Below are 20,456 nucleotides of genomic sequence, written 5' to 3'. Positions count from 1 at the left end.
TGCGTCCCGTCGACATGACCTGACGGACGGGAATCAGTCCATCGGCTCCCGACGAGATCGCCAACCACCCAGTTGAGGGAAATGCTCATGAGTCTGAAAAAAGTCTTCACCGCCGGCATCGCCGCCACCCTGCTGACCTCCGGCGCCGTGCTCGCCGAGGTCGATCCCAACCTGCCCGGTTACCAGCGTGTCGCCGGTATCTCCGGCAACCTGAGCTCCATCGGCTCTGACACCCTGAACAACATGATGACCCTGTGGGCGGAAGAGTTCGCCAAGTTCTACCCCAACGTCAACATCCAGATCCAGGGTGCTGGCTCCTCCACTGCGCCCCCGGCCCTGATTGAGGGTACCGCCAACCTGGGCCCCATGAGCCGCGCCATGCGTGCCTCTGAGATCCGTACCTTCGAGGACCGCCACGGCTACGCCCCCACCGAGATCCCGGTGGCCATCGACATGGTTGCCGTGTACGTGAACAAGGACAACCCGATCCAGGGTCTGTCCCTGCCCCAGGTGGACGCCATCTTCTCTGCCACCCGCGCCTGCGGTTACGCCAACGACATCACCACCTGGGGTCAGGTGGGTCTGACCGGCGCCTGGGCCAACCGTGACATCACCCTGTACAGCCGCAACGCCGTGTCCGGCACCTACGGCTTCTTCAAGGAAAACGCCCTGTGCGGCGGTGACTTCAAGTCCACCATCAACGAGCAGCCCGGTTCCTCCGCCGTGGTGCGCGGTGTGGAGCAGACCATCAACGGCATCGGCTACTCCGGTATCGGCTACAAGACCTCCGGTGTGCGCGTGGTTCCGCTTGCCAAGGAGCACGGCGGTCAGTTCGCCGAGGCCAATGGCGAGAACGCCGTCTCCGGTGACTATCCGCTGGCCCGCTTCCTGTACGTCTACGCCAACGCCAACCCCACCACCGGCATGGCCCCGCTGGAGCGCGAGTTCTTCCGCATGGTGCTGTCCAAGGAAGGTCAGGAAGTGGTCCACCGCGACGGCTACGTGACCCTGCCTGCCTCCGTGGCTGCCCGCTTCATGAAGGAAAAGGGCCTGGAGTGATCAGGGCCTGAAGTCTGCGGGCCCCGTCGCCGATGCGGCGGGGCCCGTTTTTTAGTTCGATCGGTCAAGACATCACGAAAACGCATTCAGGAACCAGATCATGTCCGCGATCCTGCCCGAAGAGCATGCACCCCGCGCCTCGCTGCTGCCGAGTGCCGAGCGTCGCGAAAAGCTGCGCAAGATTCGTGGCATCCGCGACGGTGTCTCTCTCTATGGGGTGGGCGCTGGAGGCATCGGTGTCATCTTCGCCCTCGCGCTGATCTTTGTATATCTGTTCTACGAAACCGTCCCGTTGCTCAAGCCGGTGACGATGGAAGTGGTTTCCGAGATTTCCGTGCCCGGTGACGAGTCGCCGGCACCAACGGTCCACCTGACCCTGGACCGCTTTGAAAATATTGGTGGCCGTTTCTCCAGTTCCGGCACCATCACGTTCTTCTCTCCGCACAGTGGCGAGATCCTGTCTCGCGAGACGGTGGCCGTGCCCGAGGGTGAGTCCGTCACCTCCTTCGGGCGTTCAGAGAGCCGGCGCAGCCTGTACGTCTACGGCTTCTCCGACGGTAGTGTGTTGCCGCTGAAGGTGGATTACGTGCAGAGTTTCCCGGACGGTGTGCGGGTGGTGACACCGGAACTCAGCTTCCCACTGGGCGAGGCGGCGATTCGCATTGGAGACCGCGAGGCAGGTGATTACAGCGCCCTCTCGGTCATGGAAGGCCGGGGTGGTTACGTGGTGGCGGCCGGTACCCGGGAAGGCGACATCGCCATGGCCCTGTACGCGACCCGCCGCAACATGCTCACCGGAGACGTGCAGGTCAGCCGCGAGGACTATGCGTTGCCCGCCATCGCCCGCCCGGTGCGCCAGCTGCTGGTCAACGAATCCCTGCGCGACCTGTTTGCCATCGACGATCAGGGGGTCCTGTATCACTTCGACATCGTCAACAGGAACAACCCGCGTCTGGTGGAGACCGTCACCCTGGTGCCTGAAGGCGTCACGGTCACGGCCGCGGAGTTCCTGGTGGGCTCCCGTTCCCTGATCGTCGGCGGCTCCGATGGCAGTCTCAACCAGTGGTTCCTGGTGCGGGACGAGGCCACCAACGAGGCCCGTCTGACCCGTATCCGCAGCTTCCGCAGCCAGCCGGGAGCCATCACCTTCATCGAACCGGAATACACCCGCAAGGGCTTCCTCGCCGGTGATGCCAGCGGCACCGTGGGTCTGCACTATGCGACTTCCAGCGTGACCCTGAAGATGATCCCGGTTGCGGATCGGCCCATCAACCGCATCGCCGTCTCGCCCATCAACCAGACCGTGCTGGTGAAGAGCGAGGAATCCGAGGTACTCAGGGTGCTGGCGGTGGATAACCCGCATCCCCAGACCTCCCTGAGCGGTCTGTGGGGGCGCGTCTGGTACGAGGGACGCAGCCAGCCGGAGTTCATCTGGCAGTCCTCCTCGGCGGATGACGCCTTCGAGTCCAAGCTGTCCCTGGTGCCCCTGACCGTGGGCACCCTGAAGGCGGCCCTGTTCGCCATGCTGCTGGCCACGCCGCTGGCCATCATGGGCGCCATCTACACGGCCTACTTCATGGCCGGTCCCATGCGTCGCATCGTCAAGCCCTCCATCGAACTCATGGAGGCCCTGCCCACCGTGATCCTGGGCTTCCTGGCGGGTATCTGGCTGGCGCCCTATGTGGAGAACAACCTGCCCATCCTGGTCACCGTGCTGGTGCTGCTGCCGCTCGGCATGCTGGTCTTCGGCTACGCCTGGACCCGGTTGCCGAGCAATCTGCGTCACATCGTGCCGCCGGGCTGGGAGGCGGCCCTGCTGGTACCGGTCGTGCTGATTCTGGGCTGGGTCGCGGTCAGCGCCAGTCCCTGGATCGAACTGGCCTTCTTTGGCGGCTCCATGCGCCAGTGGTTCACCGACGTGGGCATTCCCTACGACCAGCGCAACGCCCTGATCGTGGGCCTGGCCATGGGCTTCGCCGTGATCCCCACCATCTTCTCCATTGCCGAGGATGCGGTGTTCAACGTGCCCAAGCACCTGACCCAGGGCTCCCTGGCCCTGGGCGCCACCGCCTGGCAGACGGTGGTGGGCGTGGTACTGCCCACGGCGAGCCCGGGCATCTTCTCGGCGGTGATGATCGGCTTCGGCCGCGCGGTGGGCGAGACCATGATCGTGCTCATGGCCTCGGGCAACAGCCCTATCGTGAACTTCAACCTGTTCGAGGGCATGCGTACGCTCGCGGCCAACATCGCCGTGGAATTGCCCGAGACCGCGGTGGGCTCCACCCACTTCCGGGTGCTGTTCCTCTCCGCGCTGGTCTTGCTGGTGCTGACCTTCCTGCTCAACACCGCGGCAGAACTCGTGCGCCAGCGGCTGCGCAAGCGTTACGCGTCCCTGTGATCCCGGACCCGATTCGAGGCTGAACGACAATGAAAGAGTGGTGGAAGAGCGGTTCTCCCTGGATCTGGCTGAACGGCGGTGCCGTGAGCATCAGCATCATCATGGTGTTCGGCCTGCTGACGCTGATCCTGGTGCGGGGGTTCGGGCATTTCTGGCCCCACGCGGTGGTGGAGTTCAGCTACGAGATGCCGGGCCAGGAGCGCGTCCAGGTGATCGGCGAGCTGCGCCGTTCCGAAACCCTGACCGGCCAGGCCCTGCGTGAGGCCGGCGTGCCGTTGCCCCAGGCCCAGCTGCTGGCCACACGGCACCTCTTCAAACTCGGCAACCGGGACGTGACAGGGCGGGACTTCTCGTACTACATCGACGACTTCATGGGCGAGTGGCGTTATCCCCGGGACATGGCCGTGCTGGAGCGCCGTGAGTGGGGTGATTTCTACGGGCGGCCCCTGCGAATCCTGGAAGGCACGGTGGTCGTGGCTGAAGGTGAGGCGGTCTGGGACGAGTTGCAGGCACGCATCAAGCGCACCACCAGCCTGTTCGATGAGATCCGGCGTATCGAGCGCCACGAGATCGGCAACATCAACTTCCGTCTCGAACGGGTGCGCCTGGACCAGCGTCGCGCCGAGTTGCGCGATACGCTGACCCCTGAGCTGGAACGGGACTTCGCCGGACGCCGTGCGGCCCTGAATCAGGAATACGCAGTGCTGCAGGAGCGCCTGGACAAGCTCATTGCCGAGGCCCAGCGGGACTCCCTGGTCATGCTCGTGGCCGGTGGCCGCGAGGTGACCATCCGCATGGATCGCATCGTGAAGGCCTGGCAGCCCAACAACATGTCGATCCCCTCGAAGGTGGTCTTCTACGCCAAGACCTTCTTCGACTTCATCTTCGGCTACCCCCGCGAGGCCAACACCGAGGGCGGCATCTTCCCGGCCATCTTCGGCACCGTGACCATGGTGCTGGTGATGTCCATCATCGTGACCCCCTTCGGCGTGCTGGCGGCCATCTACCTGCGCGAGTATGCCAAGCAGGGGCCGTTGCTCAGGACCATCCGCATCTCCGTGTATAACCTGGCGGGCGTGCCCTCCATCGTGTTCGGCGTGTTCGGTCTGGGATTCTTCGTCTACGTCATGGGCGGGGGCATCGACCGGATCTTCTATCCAGAGGCCCTGCCGGCACCCACCTTCGGCACCCCGGGCCTGTTCTGGGCCTCCCTGACGCTCGCCCTGCTCACCCTGCCGGTGGTGATCGTCTCGACAGAAGAGGGGCTGGCGCGCATCCCGTCCACCATCCGCCAGGGCTCACTGGCCCTGGGCGCCACCAAGGGTGAGACCCTCTGGAAGGTGGTGGTGCCGCTTGCAACCCCCGCCATGATGACCGGTCTGATCCTGGCCATCGCCCGGGCGGCCGGCGAGGTGGCGCCGCTGATGCTGGTGGGCGTGGTCAAGCTCGCGCCGACCCTGCCCATCGACGGCAACTTCCCCTTCGTGCATCTTGAGCGCAAGATCATGCACCTGGGCTTCCACATCTACGATGTCGGATTCCAGAGCCCCCATGCGGAGGCCGCCGAGGCGCTGGTCTATGCCACGGCCCTGATCCTGGTGCTGCTGATCGTGATGCTCAACCTCACGGCCATCACCATCCGAAACCACCTGCGCGAGAAATACCGCGCGGAATCCGACTGATCACCGAACCTGTCGGACACAAAAGAGATCACAGATATGGACGGGACTAATTCCATGAGCCAGCAGAACACCATGACCCACAGCATGGGCAACAAGCTCTTCGAAGGCCTCGAGCGCAAGAAGCTGAATCTCGACAACGAGGACATCTCGATCGAGGTGAAGGGTCTGAACCTCTACTACGGGAACGACATCGCGCTCAAGAACGTCAGCATGAAGATTCCGCGCAAGCGTGTGACGGCCTTCATCGGGCCCAGCGGCTGTGGCAAGTCGACGCTGCTGCGCTGCTTCAATCGCATGAATGACCTGATCGACAGCTGCCGTGTGGAAGGTGAGATCGCGCTGGATGGCAACGACATCTATGCCCGCGGTGTCGATGTGGCGGAACTGCGTCGCCGGGTGGGCATGGTGTTCCAGAAGCCCAACCCCTTCCCCAAGAGCATCTACGAGAACATCGCCTACGGCCTGCGCCTGCAGGGTGTGAAGGATCGCAAGGTGCTCGACGAGGTGGTGGAGCGTTCCCTGAAGGGCGCCGCCCTCTGGGACGAGGTCAAGGACCGTTTGCACGAGAACGCCTTCGGCCTGTCCGGCGGTCAGCAGCAGCGTCTCGTGATTGCCCGGGCCATCGCCATCGAGCCCGAGGTGCTGCTGCTCGACGAGCCGGCTTCCGCCCTGGACCCTATCTCCACGGCCAAGATCGAGGAGCTGATCGACGAGCTCAAGGATAACTACACCATCCTGATCGTGACCCACAACATGCAGCAGGCGGCTCGCGTGTCCGACTACACCGCCTACATGTACCTGGGCGAGCTGGTCGAGTTCGACGACACCCTGACGGTGTTCACCAACCCGGCCCAGAAGGCCACCGAGGATTACATCACCGGCCGGTACGGCTGATTTGATAGACGTCGCAGTGTGGCAAAAATCGAAATCATTCGGCAGGATGACCTGATTAACAGGATTCAAAGACGTCTTTCCAAGCGCTTCTGATTTAATCCTGCAAATCATGTAAATCCAGTCAAATTATGTTTCTCTGCGACAGATAGCAGTTATCTTGATTCCACCCGGAGCATAGTGTCATGGAAAAAACCCGTCTTGGCGGTCACTACCTGGAGAAATACGACGAGGAACTGGAGTCGGTGCGCAACCGGGTGCTGTCCATGGGTGGGCTGGTCGAGGAACAGATCAGCAATGCCATCCTGGCCCTGGGCAGCGGCGATGCCAAGCTGGCCGAAGAAGTCATGGCCAATGACATGAAGGTCAACGGCTTCGAGGTGGCTATCGACGAGCAGTGCTCCCAGATCCTGGCCCGTCACCAGCCCGCCGCCACCGACCTGCGTTTCCTGCTCGCCGTCATCAAGACCATTACCGACCTGGAGCGCATCGGCGACCAGGCCGAACGCGTGGCCCGTATGGCCATACACCTGGCCGAGAAGGACCGTCCCAAGAACCAGTATGCCGACGTGGTGGCCCTGGGCGAGCGTGTGCTCAAGATGGTCCACGAGGCTTTGGACGCCTTCGCCCGCATGGACGTGGGAGCCGCCGTCGCCGTGGCCCGCTCCGATGCCGCCGTCGACAACGACTACGAAGCCATCATGCGCCAGAGCATCACCTTCATGATGGAAGACCCGCGCACCATCAGCCGTGCCATGGACGTGATCTGGGCGATCCGCGCGCTGGAGCGCATCGGGGATCACTCTCGTAACATGTGCGAGTACGTGGTGTATCTGGTCAAGGGCAAGGATGTGCGGCACATCAGTATTGATCAGATGGAAGAGGCGGCATTGGGGAAACGGGCGGAGTGATTCTTTCGCTGGTGTCTTTGTCGGGTCGTAGATCCGGGTTGTTTTGATTCGCAGTGGGTTTTTCTTAGAGCTTAAGTCAAAGGCTTCCGATCCCCGCGATGCGGGGCTCGGGTTACTTTCTTTGCTTGTCCAAAGAAAGTAACCAAAGAAAGGACACCCGAGTTTCTCGCCCCTGCGGGGTGCCCTGCGCGCGGGGGCGTTCCGGGGAGGTCGGCTGACAGGCCGTCCGTGGCCTGACAGCCGACGCGCCGCATCCTTGCGGCGCCCCTGCGGGCTTTAACCCCGGAACACCCCCGTGCTCGGCGAGAAAAACGGGGGGGACGTCAAAGGCAGCAACCTCCTTAACCTGGGTATTTTGTTGTCCTTTCGTAGGAGCCCCGACCCCGGGGCGAATTTCCCACCATTCGCCCCGGGGTCGGGGCTCCTACAATGAAAACCAAAGACTGATCGAAGCGGTTTTGACCTGCCTCCCCCTTATGCCGCACCGAGTAGCGCAGGCTTCGAGGGAAACAGCCCGAAGGGGCGCCGCAGGGACGCGGCGCGTCGCCTGCCAGGCCATGGACGGCCTGTCAGGCGACCCCCTCGAAGCCGAGCAACGCAGGGCACCCGCGATCAGCGGGTGCGGCATCGGGGTGTCCTTCTTTTGGTTACTTTTCTTGGACAAGCAAGAAAAGTAACCCGAGCCCCGCAACGCGGGGATCGGAAGCCTTTGACTTTAAACCCGCGCAACGCGCATACACCACGTCCGCTTCACATTCCCCCTCCACCAAGCTACCATCCGCCCCCATCCATCCCCGTGATGGAGACACCCGCCGGTCCCCGACCGGCACACATAACCCACCAGGTGTTCCGCCCCGACGCACTCGGGCGTGGAATTAAACGGGAAGCAGGTGAGAAACCTGCGCTGCCCCCGCAACGGTAAGGGAAGGGTCGCCGGCCAGCCATGGCCTGCGGCGCCGCGAGACACACACGCCACTGCGCATTCGCGTGGGAAGGCGTCTCGCGGGATCGATCCGATCGATACTCCCCGAGCCCGGAGACCGGCCTGACGGGTTGCAACCGGACCGCGGTGGGCCGTCCGGCGGATAACGGCGTTACGACTCCCGTGACGCCGCCCGCCTGTATCTGTCCACCCGGCCTATTTCAATGGCTGCGGAGGGCAACCATGCAAGGGCTTCATTTCAGATCCCGGATCACCGGGGCGTTTGTGCTTTCATCCTGCCTGTTCGTCGCACCGCTTGAGGCCGCCGACGAACTGGAACCCATCATCGTCACCACGCCGATGCGCATGGCGCAGACCGTGGATGACAGCCTGCACCCGGTATCGGTCATCACCCGGGAAGACATCGAACGACTGCAACCGAACAGCGTGCCGGAGCTGATCCGTGGCCTGCCCGGTGTGCAGGTCGGCGCCAGTGGCGGCTTCGGCAAGCAGACCGGTGTGTTCCTGCGTGGCGCCAATGCCAACCAGATGATCGTGCTGGTGGATGGTGTGCGCGCGGGTTCCGCCACTGCCGGCGGCGCCGCCTGGGAATTCATCCCGGTGGATCAGATCGAGCGCATCGAGGTGGTGCGCGGTCCGAGGGCCAGCGCCTACGGGGCCGATGCGGTGGGCGGCGTGATCCAGATCTTCACCCGCAGCCCGGCGCGTGAGCCCGTGCGCGAGCTTATGGTGGGCTACGGGCGCTACAACACCCGCCAGGCCAGTGCGTCCGTCTCGGCGGACAGCGGTGCCTGGCGCTACCACCTGGGCGCCAGTCACCTGGCCAGCGACGGCTACGATGTGCTGCGCGGCGGCGACCCTGACGATGACGGTTATCGCAACGATGCCGTCAATGCACGCCTGGGCTACCGTATGGACAACGGCGTTGACCTTGAGTGGCGGCTGTTGCGCGCCCAGGGTCGCACGGAGTTCGACTCCTTGTGGACGTCCGGAACACACGAGGAGGACTTCGTCCAGCAGGCCGCCTCGGTGCAGCTTTCCGGCCCGGCGGGCAGTGCGGGCGGCTGGCGCGTGATCGCGGGCGAGACCCGTGATGAGCGCGACACCCTGGATGGCGATGGCCGTTATCGCTATGACACCCGCCGCCGCAATCTCAGCGCGCAGACGGACTGGCTGTTGAGCCGTACACAGCTGAGCCTGGGGGCGGATTATCTGCATGACCAGGTCTCCGGCAGCACGGACTTTGCCCGGGACAGTCGCGACAGTCGCGCCGTGTTCGCGCAGCTGCACTCGGAGTGGTCCCGCCATCAGTTCGGCGCGGGCCTGCGCAACGACTGGTACAGCGATTTCGGCACCCATGGCACCGGCGACCTGGCCTGGGCCTACAGGCTCGACGAGGCCTGGCGGATCCGGGGCAGCGCAGGCACGGCCTTCAGGGCACCGACCTTCAACGACCTGTACTTCCCCTGGGGACTCGGCAACCCGGACCTCGACCCGGAACGCGCCCGCAATCTGGAGGCGGGCCTGGAGTACGGCCGGGCAGGCCACCGGCTGGGTCTGAATGTCTTCGAGAATCGGGTCCGTGATCTGATCATCTATGACACGGACACGTTCACCATGCAGAACATCAACCGGGCCCGCATCACCGGTGCGGAGGCCAGCTGGCAGTGGGCCGGGCGGGACTGGCAGCTCGCGGCCAGCTACACCTGGTTGCATGCCCGGGACGAGGCGACCGGCAATCAGTTGCCCCGTCGCGCACGTCACAGTGCCCGCCTGGACGCGGACCGATCCCTCGGCGCACTGCGCTACGGTCTCAGCCTGATCGGGCAGGGACGACGCTATGACGATCCGTCCAATACCCTCGAACTGCCCGGCTATGTCACCATGGACCTGCGCGGGGGGTACCGGCTGGATCGTCACTGGGAACTCTCCGCCGCCTGGAACAACGTGTTCGACCGGGACTACGAGACCGTGGCCGGTTACCGTCAGCCGGGGCAGGCATTGAACGTATCCCTGCGCGGCAGGTTCTGATCCAACACACAACCAAGAGGTCGCCATGGGCAACCGACTCACCCGCATCTATACCCGCACCGGCGACGATGGCAGCACCGGGCTGGCCACGGGGCTGCGCGTGCCCAAGGACTCGGCGCGCATCGAGGTGATGGGCGACGTGGACGAACTCAACAGCCTGCTCGGCGTCATGCTGGCCGAGCCGGTGCCGGTGCAGCTTTCGGAGCTGTTGCTGGAGGTCCAGCATGACCTGTTCGACCTGGGTGGCGAACTGGCCATGCCCGGGGAGTCCCTGATGCAGGCTGCCCGGGTGGCGTGGCTGGAGACGCGCCTGGATCAGATCAACGAGACCCTGCCCCCGCTCAAGGAATTCATCCTCCCGGGGGGCGGCCGGGCCGCCGCGCTCTGCCAGCTGGCCCGCGCCGTGTGCCGCCGCGCGGAACGTCACCTGGTGCACCTGTCGCGGGATGAGCCCGTCACCGAGGTGTCCCGGCAGTACCTGAACCGGCTCTCCGACCTGCTGTTCGTCATGGCCCGGGTGCTGGCCCGGGAGGTGGGGGAGGGGGAGGTGTTCTGGAAAAGCAGAAGGATGAAGGACGCGGAGAAGTGAGAAGGGCGAATTGGGAAGTGGGGGCTGTGGGCAGAGTCCTCTGCGTGCTTTGCGTCTCTGCGCCCTCCGCGTGTTCAGCGATGCCGGGTTGACGATCCCATGTACCGCATCGGCATCGACCTGGGGGGCACCAAGACCGAGATCATCGTGCTGGACGGGCAGGGCCGCGAACACCTGCGCCGCCGGGTGCCCACGCCGCGGGACGACTATGAGGCAACCCTCTCCACCATCGTCTCCCTGGTGCGCGAGGCGGAGACCGATCTGGGGGCCACGGCGACCGTGGGCATCGGTACGCCCGGCGCCGTCTCGGCGCGCACCGGGCGCATGAAGAACTGCAATTCCGTGTGGCTCAACGGGCAACCCCTGCGGGAGGACCTGGAGGCGCGCCTGGAGCGGCCGGTGCGCCTCGCCAACGATGCCAACTGCCTGGCCCTGTCCGAGGCCACCGACGGGGCGGGAGCGGGGGCCGGGACGGTGTTCGCCGTGATCCTGGGCACGGGCACCGGGGCGGGGATCGTGGTCAATGGCCGGGTGCTGACCGGTGCCAATGCCATCGCCGGGGAATGGGGCCACAACCCCTTGCCCTGGCCCCGGGACGAGGAGCGCCCGGGCCCGGCCTGCTACTGCGGGCGGCAGGGCTGCCTGGAGACCTGGCTGTCGGGGCCGGGCATCGCGGCGGATCATCTGCGCATGACCGGCGAGGCCCTGGACACCCGTGCCATCGCGGCGCGGGCCGCCGGGGGAGACCGGGATTGCCTGGCAACCCTGGCCCGACACCAGGATCGCCTGGCCCGGGGTCTGGCCCACGTGGTCAACATCCTCGATCCGGACGTGATCGTGCTGGCCGGTGGCGTCTCCGGGCTGCCCGGGCTGATCCCGGGGGTGATGGCCCGCTGGGGCAACTATATCTTTTCGGATCAGGTGGATACGCGTCTTGAGCTCGCCCGGCATGGGGATTCCAGCGGGGTGCGGGGCGCGGCCTGGCTGTGGGCCATGGTTTCCCGGGAGGGTGCAGGCTGACGCCTACCCCCCAATGGGATACTTTCAAAAAGTCAGACGCTTGACTATAGTCAATGAATCCCTCGAAAGAGAGGGGGCTGAAAGCCCCCCGGATCAGGGGGCAATCCACCCTAGCAGGAGTGATTCATGTCTGAGAAAAAGCTGGCCATTATCGCAACGAAGGGCTCTCTGGATTGGGGCTATCCTCCCTTCATTCTGGCCTCCACCGCTGCTGCCCTGGGTTACCAGGTGCAGATCTTCTTCACCTTCTACGGCCTGCAGCTGCTCAAGAAGAAGCTGGACCTGAAGGTCACTTCCCTGGGCAATCCGGGCATGCCGATGCCGATGCCCATGCCGGTCCTGCTGCAGGCCCTGCCGGGTATGCAGAGCATGATGACCATGATGATGAAGAAGAAGATGGCCTCCAAGGGCGTTGCCAGCCTGGAAGACCTGCGTGAGCTGTGCAGCGAGGCGGAAGTGAAGATGATCGCCTGCCAGATGACCGTGGACCTGTTCGAGATGGATCCTTCCCAGTTCATCGACGGTGTTGAATATGCCGGTGCCGCCGCGTTCTTCGAGTTCGCCGGCGAATCCGATATCTGCCTGTTCATGTAATGGCAGAGCAGGCGGACAAGCGTCAGCCTGTGGAGGCGGGCGGCCGAGGTGCGGAGAACCGGGAACGGATCGTCGCCGCGGCCGACCGCCTTTTTTATGAAAAAGGCTTCCAGGCCACCTCCTTCAGCGACATCGCCGATGCCGCCGGGGTGCCCAAGGGCAACTTCTACTACTACTTCAAGACCAAGGATGCCCTGCTCGAAGGGGTCATCGACTGGCGCCGCCAGTGTCTGAAGAAGCTCCTGAGCGGCCTCAACGCCCAGTACGATGATCCCCGCGAACGGCTCATGACCCTGCTCACCGGCCTGTGCGCCGGCGAGGACGACATCGTGCGCTATGGCTGTCCCATGGGCACCCTCAGCGCGGAACTGTGCAAGACCGGCCACGAGATGAAGGAACAGGCCCAGTCGCTGCTGGAGACCATCCGCGAGTGGATCGCCACCCAGCTGCAGGCCATGGGCCGGGATGATGCCCCGGAATTTGCCCGCGAGATCCTGACCCGCAGCCAGGGCGTGACCCTGCTGGCCCACGCCTACGGCGATCACCACCTGCTGGTGGAGGAGATGGCCCGTGTACGCCACTGGGTCACCGCAGTGCTCGACGGGCAACCCCATTGAGCGAAACCCGCTCCAGACAAACTGATTCCCCCTACCTCGCCGCCTTCCAGGGCGGTTTTTCCGGTGTGCTGCGCTGGCATCAGCTGGATGCCCTCTGGGAACGTCTGCGCGCGCGGGGCGGGGAGGGCTGGTATGTCTATGCCGTGGGTGAACCGCCGCCCGCGTCACCGGCCGATGCCGAGTCCCTGCTGCGTTTCATCGATGAAGTGGACGCCCTGCTGCGCAGGGAGCACGACGAGGACTACTGCGGCGTGGTCTACGCCGATGATCTGCAGCAGCCCCGCTTCGTGAAGATCTACGATCCCAACCACCTGGGCAGCAGTTGCGGCAGCAGCGGCCTGCGCGTACTGCCCGGCTGGACTCTGTCCCTGATCCCGCCCGTGGACCTGCCCGAGGCCCTGCCCCAGACGGGCAACCGTCGGCGCTGGTGGCAGAAGCTGTTTGGCAGTGGGAAGTGAGAACGGGGAAGTGGGAATGGAATACCTATGAATCCGGTCACTGGTTTTCACTTCGCCCTTCCCTGTTCTCACTTCCGACTTCCAATCTCACTTCCCACTTCCATTCATCCTTCCTAGCACCTCCCGCCCACGAAGTTCCTCCAGGATCTCCAGGCCACCCTGGATCACCACCTGCGGATCGGCATGTCCCAGTTCCCCTGTTATCTGTTCCAGCAGGCTCCGCGCCGTGCGGTCTTGATTGTTCTGGATCAGGTACACCAGGTGGGCGGTCACCGGGTTGAGTTCCAGAAAGGCGATGCCATCCTGTGGCGTGCGGTGCACCAGCAGGTGATGGGGTGTCTGCGAAGCCTGTTCGGGGCGATGGTCCGCGCCGATGCGGTGCACCGGGAAGCGATACCCCAGCAGCCAGGCTAGGGGGGAGAGGGTCGGGCGGATCTCCAGCAGATCGTCCTGTTCTGCCGCGGGCACCCAGTCCGGCGGGGCCTCGGCCACGCTGAGGGCCACTTCCATGTATTCGTAATGGGCCAGTTCCGCGAGAAACGGGGGGTCTTCGCCCTGGGAGGTGCGCACGTCCTGCAGCCAGGCCACGAACTCCCGGCCGATCTCCAGGAAGTAGGGGGTGTGGGCCCGGTGGCTGCGCAGGAAATCCCGCACCAGGGCGTGCCAGGACGTGTCGTCGTAGAGGCTGCGGATGACCGGGAAGCCGTTGCGCAGAAATCCTTCCACGTTGTTGTAGATCAGTTCCCGGTAGACCCGGATGCGCCGCTCCTCAACGACCTCCGGCGGCGGATGGCCTTCGGGGTCACGCAAGTGCGCGGTGAGTGCCCGTTGCAGCTGCTGGAAACGCGGTTCCGACATCAGCGCCACGCCCCTGTCTGGATGCGGCGAATGGTGTCCACCTCAGCCAGCAGGCGCTCAACCGGCGGGAAATTGAAATCCCGCTCCAGCAGGGTGGGGAACACGCCGAAATGTCGGTAGGCGGTGTCGAGCAGGGACCAGACCGGGTCGATCACGTCCGCACCGTGAGTGTCCACGATCAGATCCTCGGCCTCCTTGTAGTGCCCGGCCACATGGGCATAAACGATGCGCTCGCCGGGCAGTCCCCTGAGAAAGTTCACCGGGTCGTAAGCGTGGTTCACGCTGTTGACGTAGACGTTGTTCACGTCCAGCAGCAGGTTGCAGTCGGCCTCCGCGAGCACGGCGTTGATGAATTCCAGTTCGCTCATCTCGGCCCCGATACTGGCGTAGTAGGAGGCGTTTTCCAGGGCGATGCGCCGTCCCAGGATGTCCTGGGCGCGGCTTACCCGTCCGGCCACGTAGTGCACGGCCTCTTCGGTGAAGGGGATGGGCAGCAGGTCGTAGAGGTGCCCGTCATCGGAGCAGTAGGAGAGGTGCTCCGTGTAGAGATCGATGCCGTGCGTGTCCAGGAAGTCCCGGATGTCGTGCAGCAGGGCCTCGTCCAGGGGGGCAGGGCTGCCGATGGACAGGGACAGGCCATGACAGACGAAGGGGTAACGCTCTGTGAAGGCGCGAAACTGCCGGCCCATGGCACCGCCCACGCCAATCCAGTTCTCCGGTGCCACCTCCATGAAATCCACCCGCCCGGGGGCGGCGGTCTGCAGTTCTTTCATCAGATCCCGGCGCAGTCCCAGACCGGCTCCTTGAACGGCATGGCGCACGCCTGAGGATCGGATGTCTGACATGGGTGTAGTCCGTCAGTGATGGGTTCTATTCAGGATACGGGCGAGATGGGCGAGTGGATGCGATGAAACCAGATTCAAGATTCAAAGGCGGGTGGCACCCGCCTTTGAATCTTGAATCTTGAATTGTATTTGCTCACTTCGGCGGCAACTGGCAGGCCGTGGCCGAGTCGATGGGCACGTCGTGCACCACCAGGATGGGCAGCCTGGCGTGGCGCACCAGGTATTCCGTGGCGGAGCCGGACAGGAAGTTGGCCAGGGTGCCGCGTCCTCGGGTGCCCATGACGATCAGGTCCGCCTGCCATTCCTCGGCGTGCTGCATGATGGCGTCGGCGGGGCTGCCCACGGCGAAGGCCACCTCGTCGTCGTTCAGGGCCCAGCTGCGCAGTTTTTCCAGTATCTGTTCCTCCAGGGCGCGGCGGCTGTCCTTGGCGTGGATGGGGGAACCGCTGTTGGACTGGGCCAGGTCCTTGGGCTGGATCACGTGCAGCAGGCGCTTCACGCCCCCGGGGCAGTACTGGCGGGCCACCGCCAGGGCCTCGGCGGAGGCGGACGAGAAATCCACAGGAATCAGGACGCGACGCAGCATGTTTTTCCCCTGCAATGGTCAGGACGGCGTGGACGCCGGCTCGTGATGGGATGGCCTTGCCTTGATGGGCCCGGGGCTGGCCGATAGAATACAGCCCCTCGATAGTCGGATACCCGCATCATAACAAATGCGCGTCTGCCCATGCTGGCCGACGCCACACCGGGTTCTAAACCTTTCCCGCTACAGACAGGCTGGCCAGAAGTTGATGCCGGTCGGCTCTTCGCTGGATCCATCCGGATCGAACCACCAGTAATGCGCGTCGCATCGCTTGCCGCAGATGGTCGTGACCTGAATTCATTTCTCCAGAGGGCGAGTCCGTGGACATTTCGGACAGGATCCGCCGGGCTTGGTCATCGACCCGCCGGGTGTGGTTTTTCAATGTGCGGGGCGATCTGATTGCGGGCATCATGGTCGCGCTCGCGCTCATTCCCGAGGCCATCGCCTTTTCCATCATCGCCGGTCTCGACCCCAAGGTGGGTCTGTATGCCTCCTTCTCCATGGCGGTGGTCATCGCCTTTGCCGGCGGCCGCCCGGGCATGATCTCGGCGGCCACCGGCGCCATGGCCCTGCTCATGGTCACCCTGGTGGCGGAGCACGGACTGCAATACCTGCTGGCTGCGACCATCCTTACGGGCCTGCTCCAGGTGCTGTTTGCCTGGCTCAAGCTGGCCCGTTACATGATGTTCATCCCCCACACGGTGATGGTCGGCTTCGTCAACGCGCTGGCCATCCTCATCTTCCTGTCTCAGGTCCCTTATCTGATCGACGGTGATGTCACCATGTGGCTCCTGGTGGGCGCGGGGCTCGCCATCATCTACGGCCTGCCCATGATCCCGGCCTATCCCAAGTCCCTGCCGCCGCCGCTGGTGGCACTGGTGGTGCTGACCCTGGTGGTGATCTTCGGCGGCATGCCGACGCTCAGCGTGGGAGACATGGGCGACCTGCCCGATGGCCTGCCGGTCTTCCTGCTGCCGGACGTGCCCCTGAATCTGGACACCCTGCAGATCATCCTGCCCACCGCCGTGGCCCTGGCCCTGGTGGGTCTGCTGGAATCCCTGCTCACCGCATCCATCGTGGACGATTTCACCGACACTCCCAGCGACAAGAACCGCGAGGCCCAGGGCCAGGGCATCGCCAACATCGCCACCGGTTTCCTGGGCGGCATGGCCGGCTGCGCCATGATCGGCCAGTCGGTGATCAACGTGAAATCCGGCGGACAGGGGCGTCTCTCGACGCTCTCGGCGGGCGTGTTCCTGCTGTTCCTCATCGTGGTACTGGGCGACGTGGTGTCCATGATCCCCATGGCCGCACTGGTGGCGGTGATGCTGTTTGTCTCCTTCGCCACCTTCGACTGGCGCTCCATCCCCAGTCTGCGCCGCCTGCCGCGTACCGACGCCACGGTGTTGATCGTCACCGTGGCCGTGGTGGTGATCACCCACGATCTGGCCAAGGGGGTGTTCGCCGGCGTGCTCCTGAGCGCGGTGTTCTTCGCCCGCAAGATCGCCAAGGCCATCCAGATCGAGAGCGAACTGGATGAAGCCACCAGGGTGCGCACCTACCACCTCTACGGCCAGCTGTTCTTCGTGGCGGTGGACAAGTTCATCGCCGCCTTCGACTACAGCGAGAAGGTGAACAAGGTGATCATCGATCTGCGTCATGCCTGGCTCTGGGACAGCTCCGCCATCGCCGGCATCGACAAGGTGGTGAGCAAGTTCCGCCGCAACGGCATCGAGGTGGAGGTCCTCAGCCCCGAAGGCGAGAGCGGCGACCTGCACGACAAACTGGCCCTGCATGACAAGGGCAAGGACATCGGAATTGGGCATTAAGGCGCTGATTGCTTGTCGCTTGTCGGTATGTAAGGACTTGCCGCAGAGACGCTGGGGCGCAGAGAAAACAATTCAATCGACAGGATTTACATGATTAACAGGATTATTGAAAAGGGTTTTTAGCCTTTGCCTTAATCCCGTTAATCATGTAAATCCTGTCAAAGAACTTCTGCGCCTCCGCGTCTCTGCGGCAAGCGGTTTCAGGGCCGGGTATACTGTCCCGCCCTCAGTACACACGACACGCCATGTTTGAAAAAGCCTCCCGTGAACAACTCCGCCGCATGTACGCCGATGCCTGGCGCAAGCACCGGGCGGGGGAGGCCCTGGAGCCGCTGGAAAAGCAGATCGCCGAACTGGTGGCCGAGCATCCCGAATACCAGTCGCTGATCGAGGACCCCGATGGGGTGCTCGCAGCCGAGTTCACCCCCGAGGGCGGCCAGAGCAATCCCTTCCTGCACATGGGCATGCATCTCGCCATCCGTGAGCAGGCGGGCACCAATCGTCCCGCCGGTTTCACCGCCGCCTATCAGAACGCCGTGCGCAAGCTGGGCGCCCACGAGGCCGAGCACGCCATCATGGAATGCCTCGGCACCGCGCTCTGGGAGGCCCAGCGCTTCGGTCGCCCCCCGGATGAGCAGGCCTATCTGGAGTGCGTGAAGAGGCTTTCCTGATCCGCAGGCAGGGCATGGGCTTCACGATGACTCCCCGCCGCGAATCTGTTTTCGCGCAAAGCCGCCAAGAACGCCAGGAAGAGCTTTAAGAACTCTCCTGTCTTCGCGTTCTTTGCGACTTGGCGAGAGATATCTTTTCCCTGCCCCGAGATTCACCGCTGTCCACACAGCTTACGATATGCACTTCATAGGGCGGGCCGTGCCCGCCGTCCCGTGCCCGCCGTCCCCTGCCGCCGTCCTGTGGCAAAGGCATTCCCCGTCGCAGGTCTCAGCGGACGGAGAGGCGCCGCTTGATGAGCGCATCGACGCTCAGTTTGCCCGGGCCCGTGAACAGCAGGGTCACCAGCATGACCAGGAAGAACAGGGGCAGCAGCCAGCCGTTGTCGCATACGTTGTAGCCGTTGCCGGCGTGCACGCTGTGCCAGGCCACGATGTCCAGGATGATGAGCGAGATCACGGCGAAGCGCATGCCCAGGCCGATGATCAGGGCGATGGCGGCCAGGATCTCCGTCCAGGTGGCCAGGAACCAGGACAGGCCCACCGGGATGATGTTGAACGGGAACATGAAATCATCCTTGATGAACTCGAACCAGTTGTCCCCGCCCAGTTTTTCCAGACCCGCCCGGCCGAACTCGAAGGCCAGCAACAGTCTCAGTCCCACCGGCGCAAGCCATTGCCCGGCCTGATCCAGTCCGCCGAACACCCGTCTTGTCAGTTCAATCAACCACATGGCGTAATGCCTCCTCAGCCCGTATCGGGTTTGTCGTCACCGTATGTAAGTACGCAGATAAACCTGCTGTGGATGCAGTATTACGGCCGTATGGCCTGAGAAGGTCGAGCCCGCATATCTCACCGGGATCGCGGGAGCAGGCGAAGGATTCGTGTCTGTAGGCGCCGCTCTGGAGCGAAACCCATAGCAATCGCTATGGGTTGAGTGAAGAGCAAGCCTACGGACGCGAAGACGAGCCTGAACCGCGATAGGACTCCGGCGGGAACAGACTGTCATGCTGAGGTTGCCGACCATTTCAGTGTATTCCACTTGCGTTTCAGCCTGTTACGCGCCCGCCGGTGACCGACCGGTGAGATATGCGGGCTAGCTCCGTGGAGGGGTATGAGAAGGTGCCACGGGCTGCCCGGGATCGCTGTCGCGGGCGTGAGTGTTCGCCGGCGTCGGGTCGTCAGCAGGGGCAGTCCGGTGCATGGGTGATCGGGATATGGCAAAAAAAGGCCGCGATCCCGGATGGGTCGCGGCCAGTGGTGATGCCGGATGGGAATCCCGTTTCAGAGCAGGTCTTCAGCGGCTGCCGCAACGGCCCTCGCCACACTTGCCCTCCTGGGTCTTCTGCTGTTCCTGTTTCGTGTCGCCTGCGGCAGCACCGCCGCAACGGCCCTCGCCGCACTTGCCTTCGCGGCCCTTCTGTTCCTGCTGCTGCTCCTGCTGCTGAGTGGCCGAACCACCACAGCGACCCTCGCCACAACGGCCCTCACCGCCGCGCGCGTGGTTGTTGGCCACGGCGTAGCCGCTCTGAAGGCTTTGCATGCCGAAGGGGTTCTCGACTGCGCTGGCCATGGGGGCTGCTGCCAGGGAACCGACGAACAGGGCGCCCAGGGCGGCGGCGCCGAGGGGCTTGCGAATGTTGTTGGACATGATCTTGCTCCTTCTCTTTGGATAGTGAGGTCGTGACCCGATGCCTCAGGCCGATCGAGTCACTGGATGATACGCGTGGCGTTGTCTGGCGGATTCAGGTAGTGGAAGCTATTTTCTGGATGCTTACAGCTGCATCCAGGGGCCGGAAAACACCTTGGGTCCGGCAGGGCGGGTCATGGGCAGCTCACTGCTGCGTTCGATGGTGACGGCGACCTGTGCCTGATAGGGCTGTCTGTCCATGGCGGGCATGGGCAATCTCATCTCCCCTTCTTCGGGCAATACGCCGATGGCGCGCACTGCGCCGTCGGGCCATACCAGCCATAGGACACACACCTCACCCTCGGGCATGGCCGGTGGGGATATGGCGCGGGCCATGATCTGTTGGCCACCTGCGGCAGCGGTGATGAGCCAGCTTGCGGATTCGCTGCCAGCCTCCGTCACCATGGCGACACGTTCGGGCATGGCATCCGGCGCGGATGGCTGTGGCCCTGGCAGGATGAGCAGGACCACGGCCAGGACGGAGGCGACCATACCCAGTCCGCGCCAGAAGGCCAGGCTGTTCCACAGACCCGGGCGCTGCCTGTTGGGCATGGGCTGAATCCGCTGCTGGATGGCCGACCAGTTGCGATCAGGGACCCGGACCACGGGTGCGCTGCTCCAGGCCATGTGGGCCAGGCGCTCCTCCCAGGCCGCCACCCGGGCGCTCAGCTCGCTGTCCCGGGCCATGAGTCGCTCAAAGCGGCGCCGTGCGGCGCCACGCAGGGTGCCCAGGGCGTACTCGGCTGACAGGCGCTCACGGAGTTCGGGATGCTTGTAGTTCATGGCCGCA

19 protein-coding genes and 1 riboswitch are annotated in these 20,456 nt (G+C 64.2%); of the genes, 13 read left to right on the top strand and 6 right to left on the bottom strand.

Features of this window, described 5'->3' with window-relative positions:
* Positions 1–87 precede the first annotated feature (87 nt).
* The 11 genes from TGR7_RS13340 to TGR7_RS13285 all read left to right on the top strand — a co-directional run bounded on the left by TGR7_RS13340 (position 88) and on the right by TGR7_RS13285 (position 13,193).
* The gene (locus TGR7_RS13340; protein WP_012639203.1) at positions 88–1,059 is read left to right on the top strand and encodes a PstS family phosphate ABC transporter substrate-binding protein; all 972 of its coding nucleotides are present in this window, start codon (positions 88–90) and stop codon (positions 1,057–1,059) included.
* Positions 1,060–1,159: 100 nt separating this feature from the next.
* Positions 1,160–3,457 carry an ABC transporter permease subunit gene (locus TGR7_RS13335; RefSeq protein WP_012639202.1) on the top strand — a complete coding sequence of 766 codons (2,298 nt, stop codon included), beginning with the start codon at positions 1,160–1,162 and terminating at the stop codon, positions 3,455–3,457.
* Between the two features lie 29 nt (positions 3,458–3,486).
* Positions 3,487–5,139 carry a phosphate ABC transporter permease PstA gene (gene pstA, locus TGR7_RS13330; protein WP_012639201.1) on the top strand — a complete coding sequence of 551 codons (1,653 nt, stop codon included), beginning with the start codon at positions 3,487–3,489 and terminating at the stop codon, positions 5,137–5,139.
* A 36-nt stretch (positions 5,140–5,175) separates the two neighbouring features.
* Positions 5,176–6,033 carry a phosphate ABC transporter ATP-binding protein PstB gene (gene pstB / locus TGR7_RS13325; protein WP_012639200.1) on the top strand — a complete coding sequence of 286 codons (858 nt, stop codon included), beginning with the start codon at positions 5,176–5,178 and terminating at the stop codon, positions 6,031–6,033.
* A gap of 182 nt (positions 6,034–6,215) precedes the next feature.
* Positions 6,216–6,941 (top strand): phosphate signaling complex protein PhoU, encoded by a 726-nt coding sequence (gene phoU / locus TGR7_RS13320; protein ID WP_012639199.1) that lies wholly within the window; start codon positions 6,216–6,218, stop codon positions 6,939–6,941.
* Positions 6,942–7,766: 825 nt separating this feature from the next.
* A riboswitch (cobalamin riboswitch) is annotated at positions 7,767–8,004 on the top strand.
* 144 nt (positions 8,005–8,148) lie between these two features.
* Positions 8,149–9,915: a TonB-dependent receptor domain-containing protein gene (locus tag TGR7_RS13310; protein WP_148211509.1), complete on the top strand. Its 1,767-nt coding sequence runs from the start codon at positions 8,149–8,151 to the stop codon at positions 9,913–9,915.
* 25 nt (positions 9,916–9,940) lie between these two features.
* Positions 9,941–10,504, top strand: coding sequence for a cob(I)yrinic acid a,c-diamide adenosyltransferase (locus TGR7_RS13305; RefSeq protein ID WP_012639197.1), 564 nt, complete (start codon positions 9,941–9,943; stop codon positions 10,502–10,504).
* 99 nt (positions 10,505–10,603) lie between these two features.
* Positions 10,604–11,524, top strand: a complete 921-nt coding sequence (locus TGR7_RS13300; protein WP_012639196.1) for an ROK family protein — start codon at positions 10,604–10,606, stop codon at positions 11,522–11,524.
* A 126-nt stretch (positions 11,525–11,650) separates the two neighbouring features.
* Positions 11,651–12,118, top strand: coding sequence for a sulfur carrier protein DsrE2 (gene dsrE2 / locus TGR7_RS13295; RefSeq protein ID WP_012639195.1), 468 nt, complete (start codon positions 11,651–11,653; stop codon positions 12,116–12,118).
* On the top strand, positions 12,118–12,735 hold the full coding sequence (locus TGR7_RS13290; RefSeq protein WP_012639194.1) for a TetR/AcrR family transcriptional regulator: 618 nt from the start codon (positions 12,118–12,120) through the stop codon (positions 12,733–12,735). Before dsrE2 ends, TGR7_RS13290 begins: the two co-directional genes overlap by 1 nt.
* Entirely contained in the window at positions 12,732–13,193 is a 462-nt protein-coding gene (locus TGR7_RS13285; protein WP_012639193.1) for a hypothetical protein, read from the top strand. The genes TGR7_RS13290 and TGR7_RS13285 overlap by 4 nt, the downstream gene beginning before the upstream one ends.
* An 87-nt stretch (positions 13,194–13,280) precedes the next feature.
* On the opposite strand, the gene TGR7_RS13280 is transcribed toward TGR7_RS13285, so the two are convergent.
* The 3 genes from TGR7_RS13280 to TGR7_RS13270 all read right to left on the bottom strand — a co-directional run bounded on the left by TGR7_RS13280 (position 13,281) and on the right by TGR7_RS13270 (position 15,482).
* Positions 13,281–14,051 carry an HvfC family RiPP maturation protein gene (locus TGR7_RS13280; protein ID WP_012639192.1) on the bottom strand — a complete coding sequence of 257 codons (771 nt, stop codon included), beginning with the start codon at positions 14,049–14,051 and terminating at the stop codon, positions 13,281–13,283.
* A complete protein-coding gene (locus TGR7_RS13275) occupies positions 14,051–14,896 on the bottom strand; it encodes an HvfB family MNIO-type RiPP peptide maturase (RefSeq protein WP_012639191.1) in 846 nt (281 codons plus the stop codon). Before TGR7_RS13275 ends, TGR7_RS13280 begins: the two co-directional genes overlap by 1 nt.
* A gap of 133 nt (positions 14,897–15,029) precedes the next feature.
* Entirely contained in the window at positions 15,030–15,482 is a 453-nt protein-coding gene (locus TGR7_RS13270) for a universal stress protein (protein WP_012639190.1), read from the bottom strand.
* 323 nt (positions 15,483–15,805) lie between these two features.
* Between TGR7_RS13270 and TGR7_RS13265 the strand changes: the two genes are divergently transcribed.
* Positions 15,806–17,308, top strand: coding sequence for a SulP family inorganic anion transporter (locus TGR7_RS13265; RefSeq protein ID WP_049764736.1), 1,503 nt, complete (start codon positions 15,806–15,808; stop codon positions 17,306–17,308).
* Between the two features lie 245 nt (positions 17,309–17,553).
* Positions 17,554–17,979: a DUF1841 family protein gene (locus TGR7_RS13260; RefSeq protein ID WP_012639188.1), complete on the top strand. Its 426-nt coding sequence runs from the start codon at positions 17,554–17,556 to the stop codon at positions 17,977–17,979.
* A 268-nt stretch (positions 17,980–18,247) separates the two neighbouring features.
* Here the strand turns inward: TGR7_RS13260 and TGR7_RS13255 are convergent, their stop codons facing one another.
* The 3 genes from TGR7_RS13255 to TGR7_RS13245 all read right to left on the bottom strand — a co-directional run bounded on the left by TGR7_RS13255 (position 18,248) and on the right by TGR7_RS13245 (position 20,449).
* Positions 18,248–18,709 (bottom strand): HvfX family Cu-binding RiPP maturation protein, encoded by a 462-nt coding sequence (locus TGR7_RS13255; protein ID WP_012639187.1) that lies wholly within the window; start codon positions 18,707–18,709, stop codon positions 18,248–18,250.
* Between the two features lie 564 nt (positions 18,710–19,273).
* Positions 19,274–19,627 (bottom strand): HvfA family oxazolone/thioamide-modified RiPP metallophore, encoded by a 354-nt coding sequence (locus TGR7_RS13250; RefSeq protein ID WP_012639186.1) that lies wholly within the window; start codon positions 19,625–19,627, stop codon positions 19,274–19,276.
* Positions 19,628–19,750: 123 nt separating this feature from the next.
* Positions 19,751–20,449 (bottom strand): anti-sigma factor, encoded by a 699-nt coding sequence (locus tag TGR7_RS13245; protein ID WP_012639185.1) that lies wholly within the window; start codon positions 20,447–20,449, stop codon positions 19,751–19,753.
* Positions 20,450–20,456: the final 7 nt, after the last annotated feature.

It is taken from the genome of Thioalkalivibrio sulfidiphilus HL-EbGr7, assembly GCF_000021985.1.
GTDB lineage: Bacteria > Pseudomonadota > Gammaproteobacteria > Ectothiorhodospirales > Ectothiorhodospiraceae > Thioalkalivibrio_A > Thioalkalivibrio_A sulfidiphilus.
The sequence above is the reverse complement of the archived record's forward strand: the minus strand, read 5'-3'. Positions and strand labels throughout refer to the sequence as shown.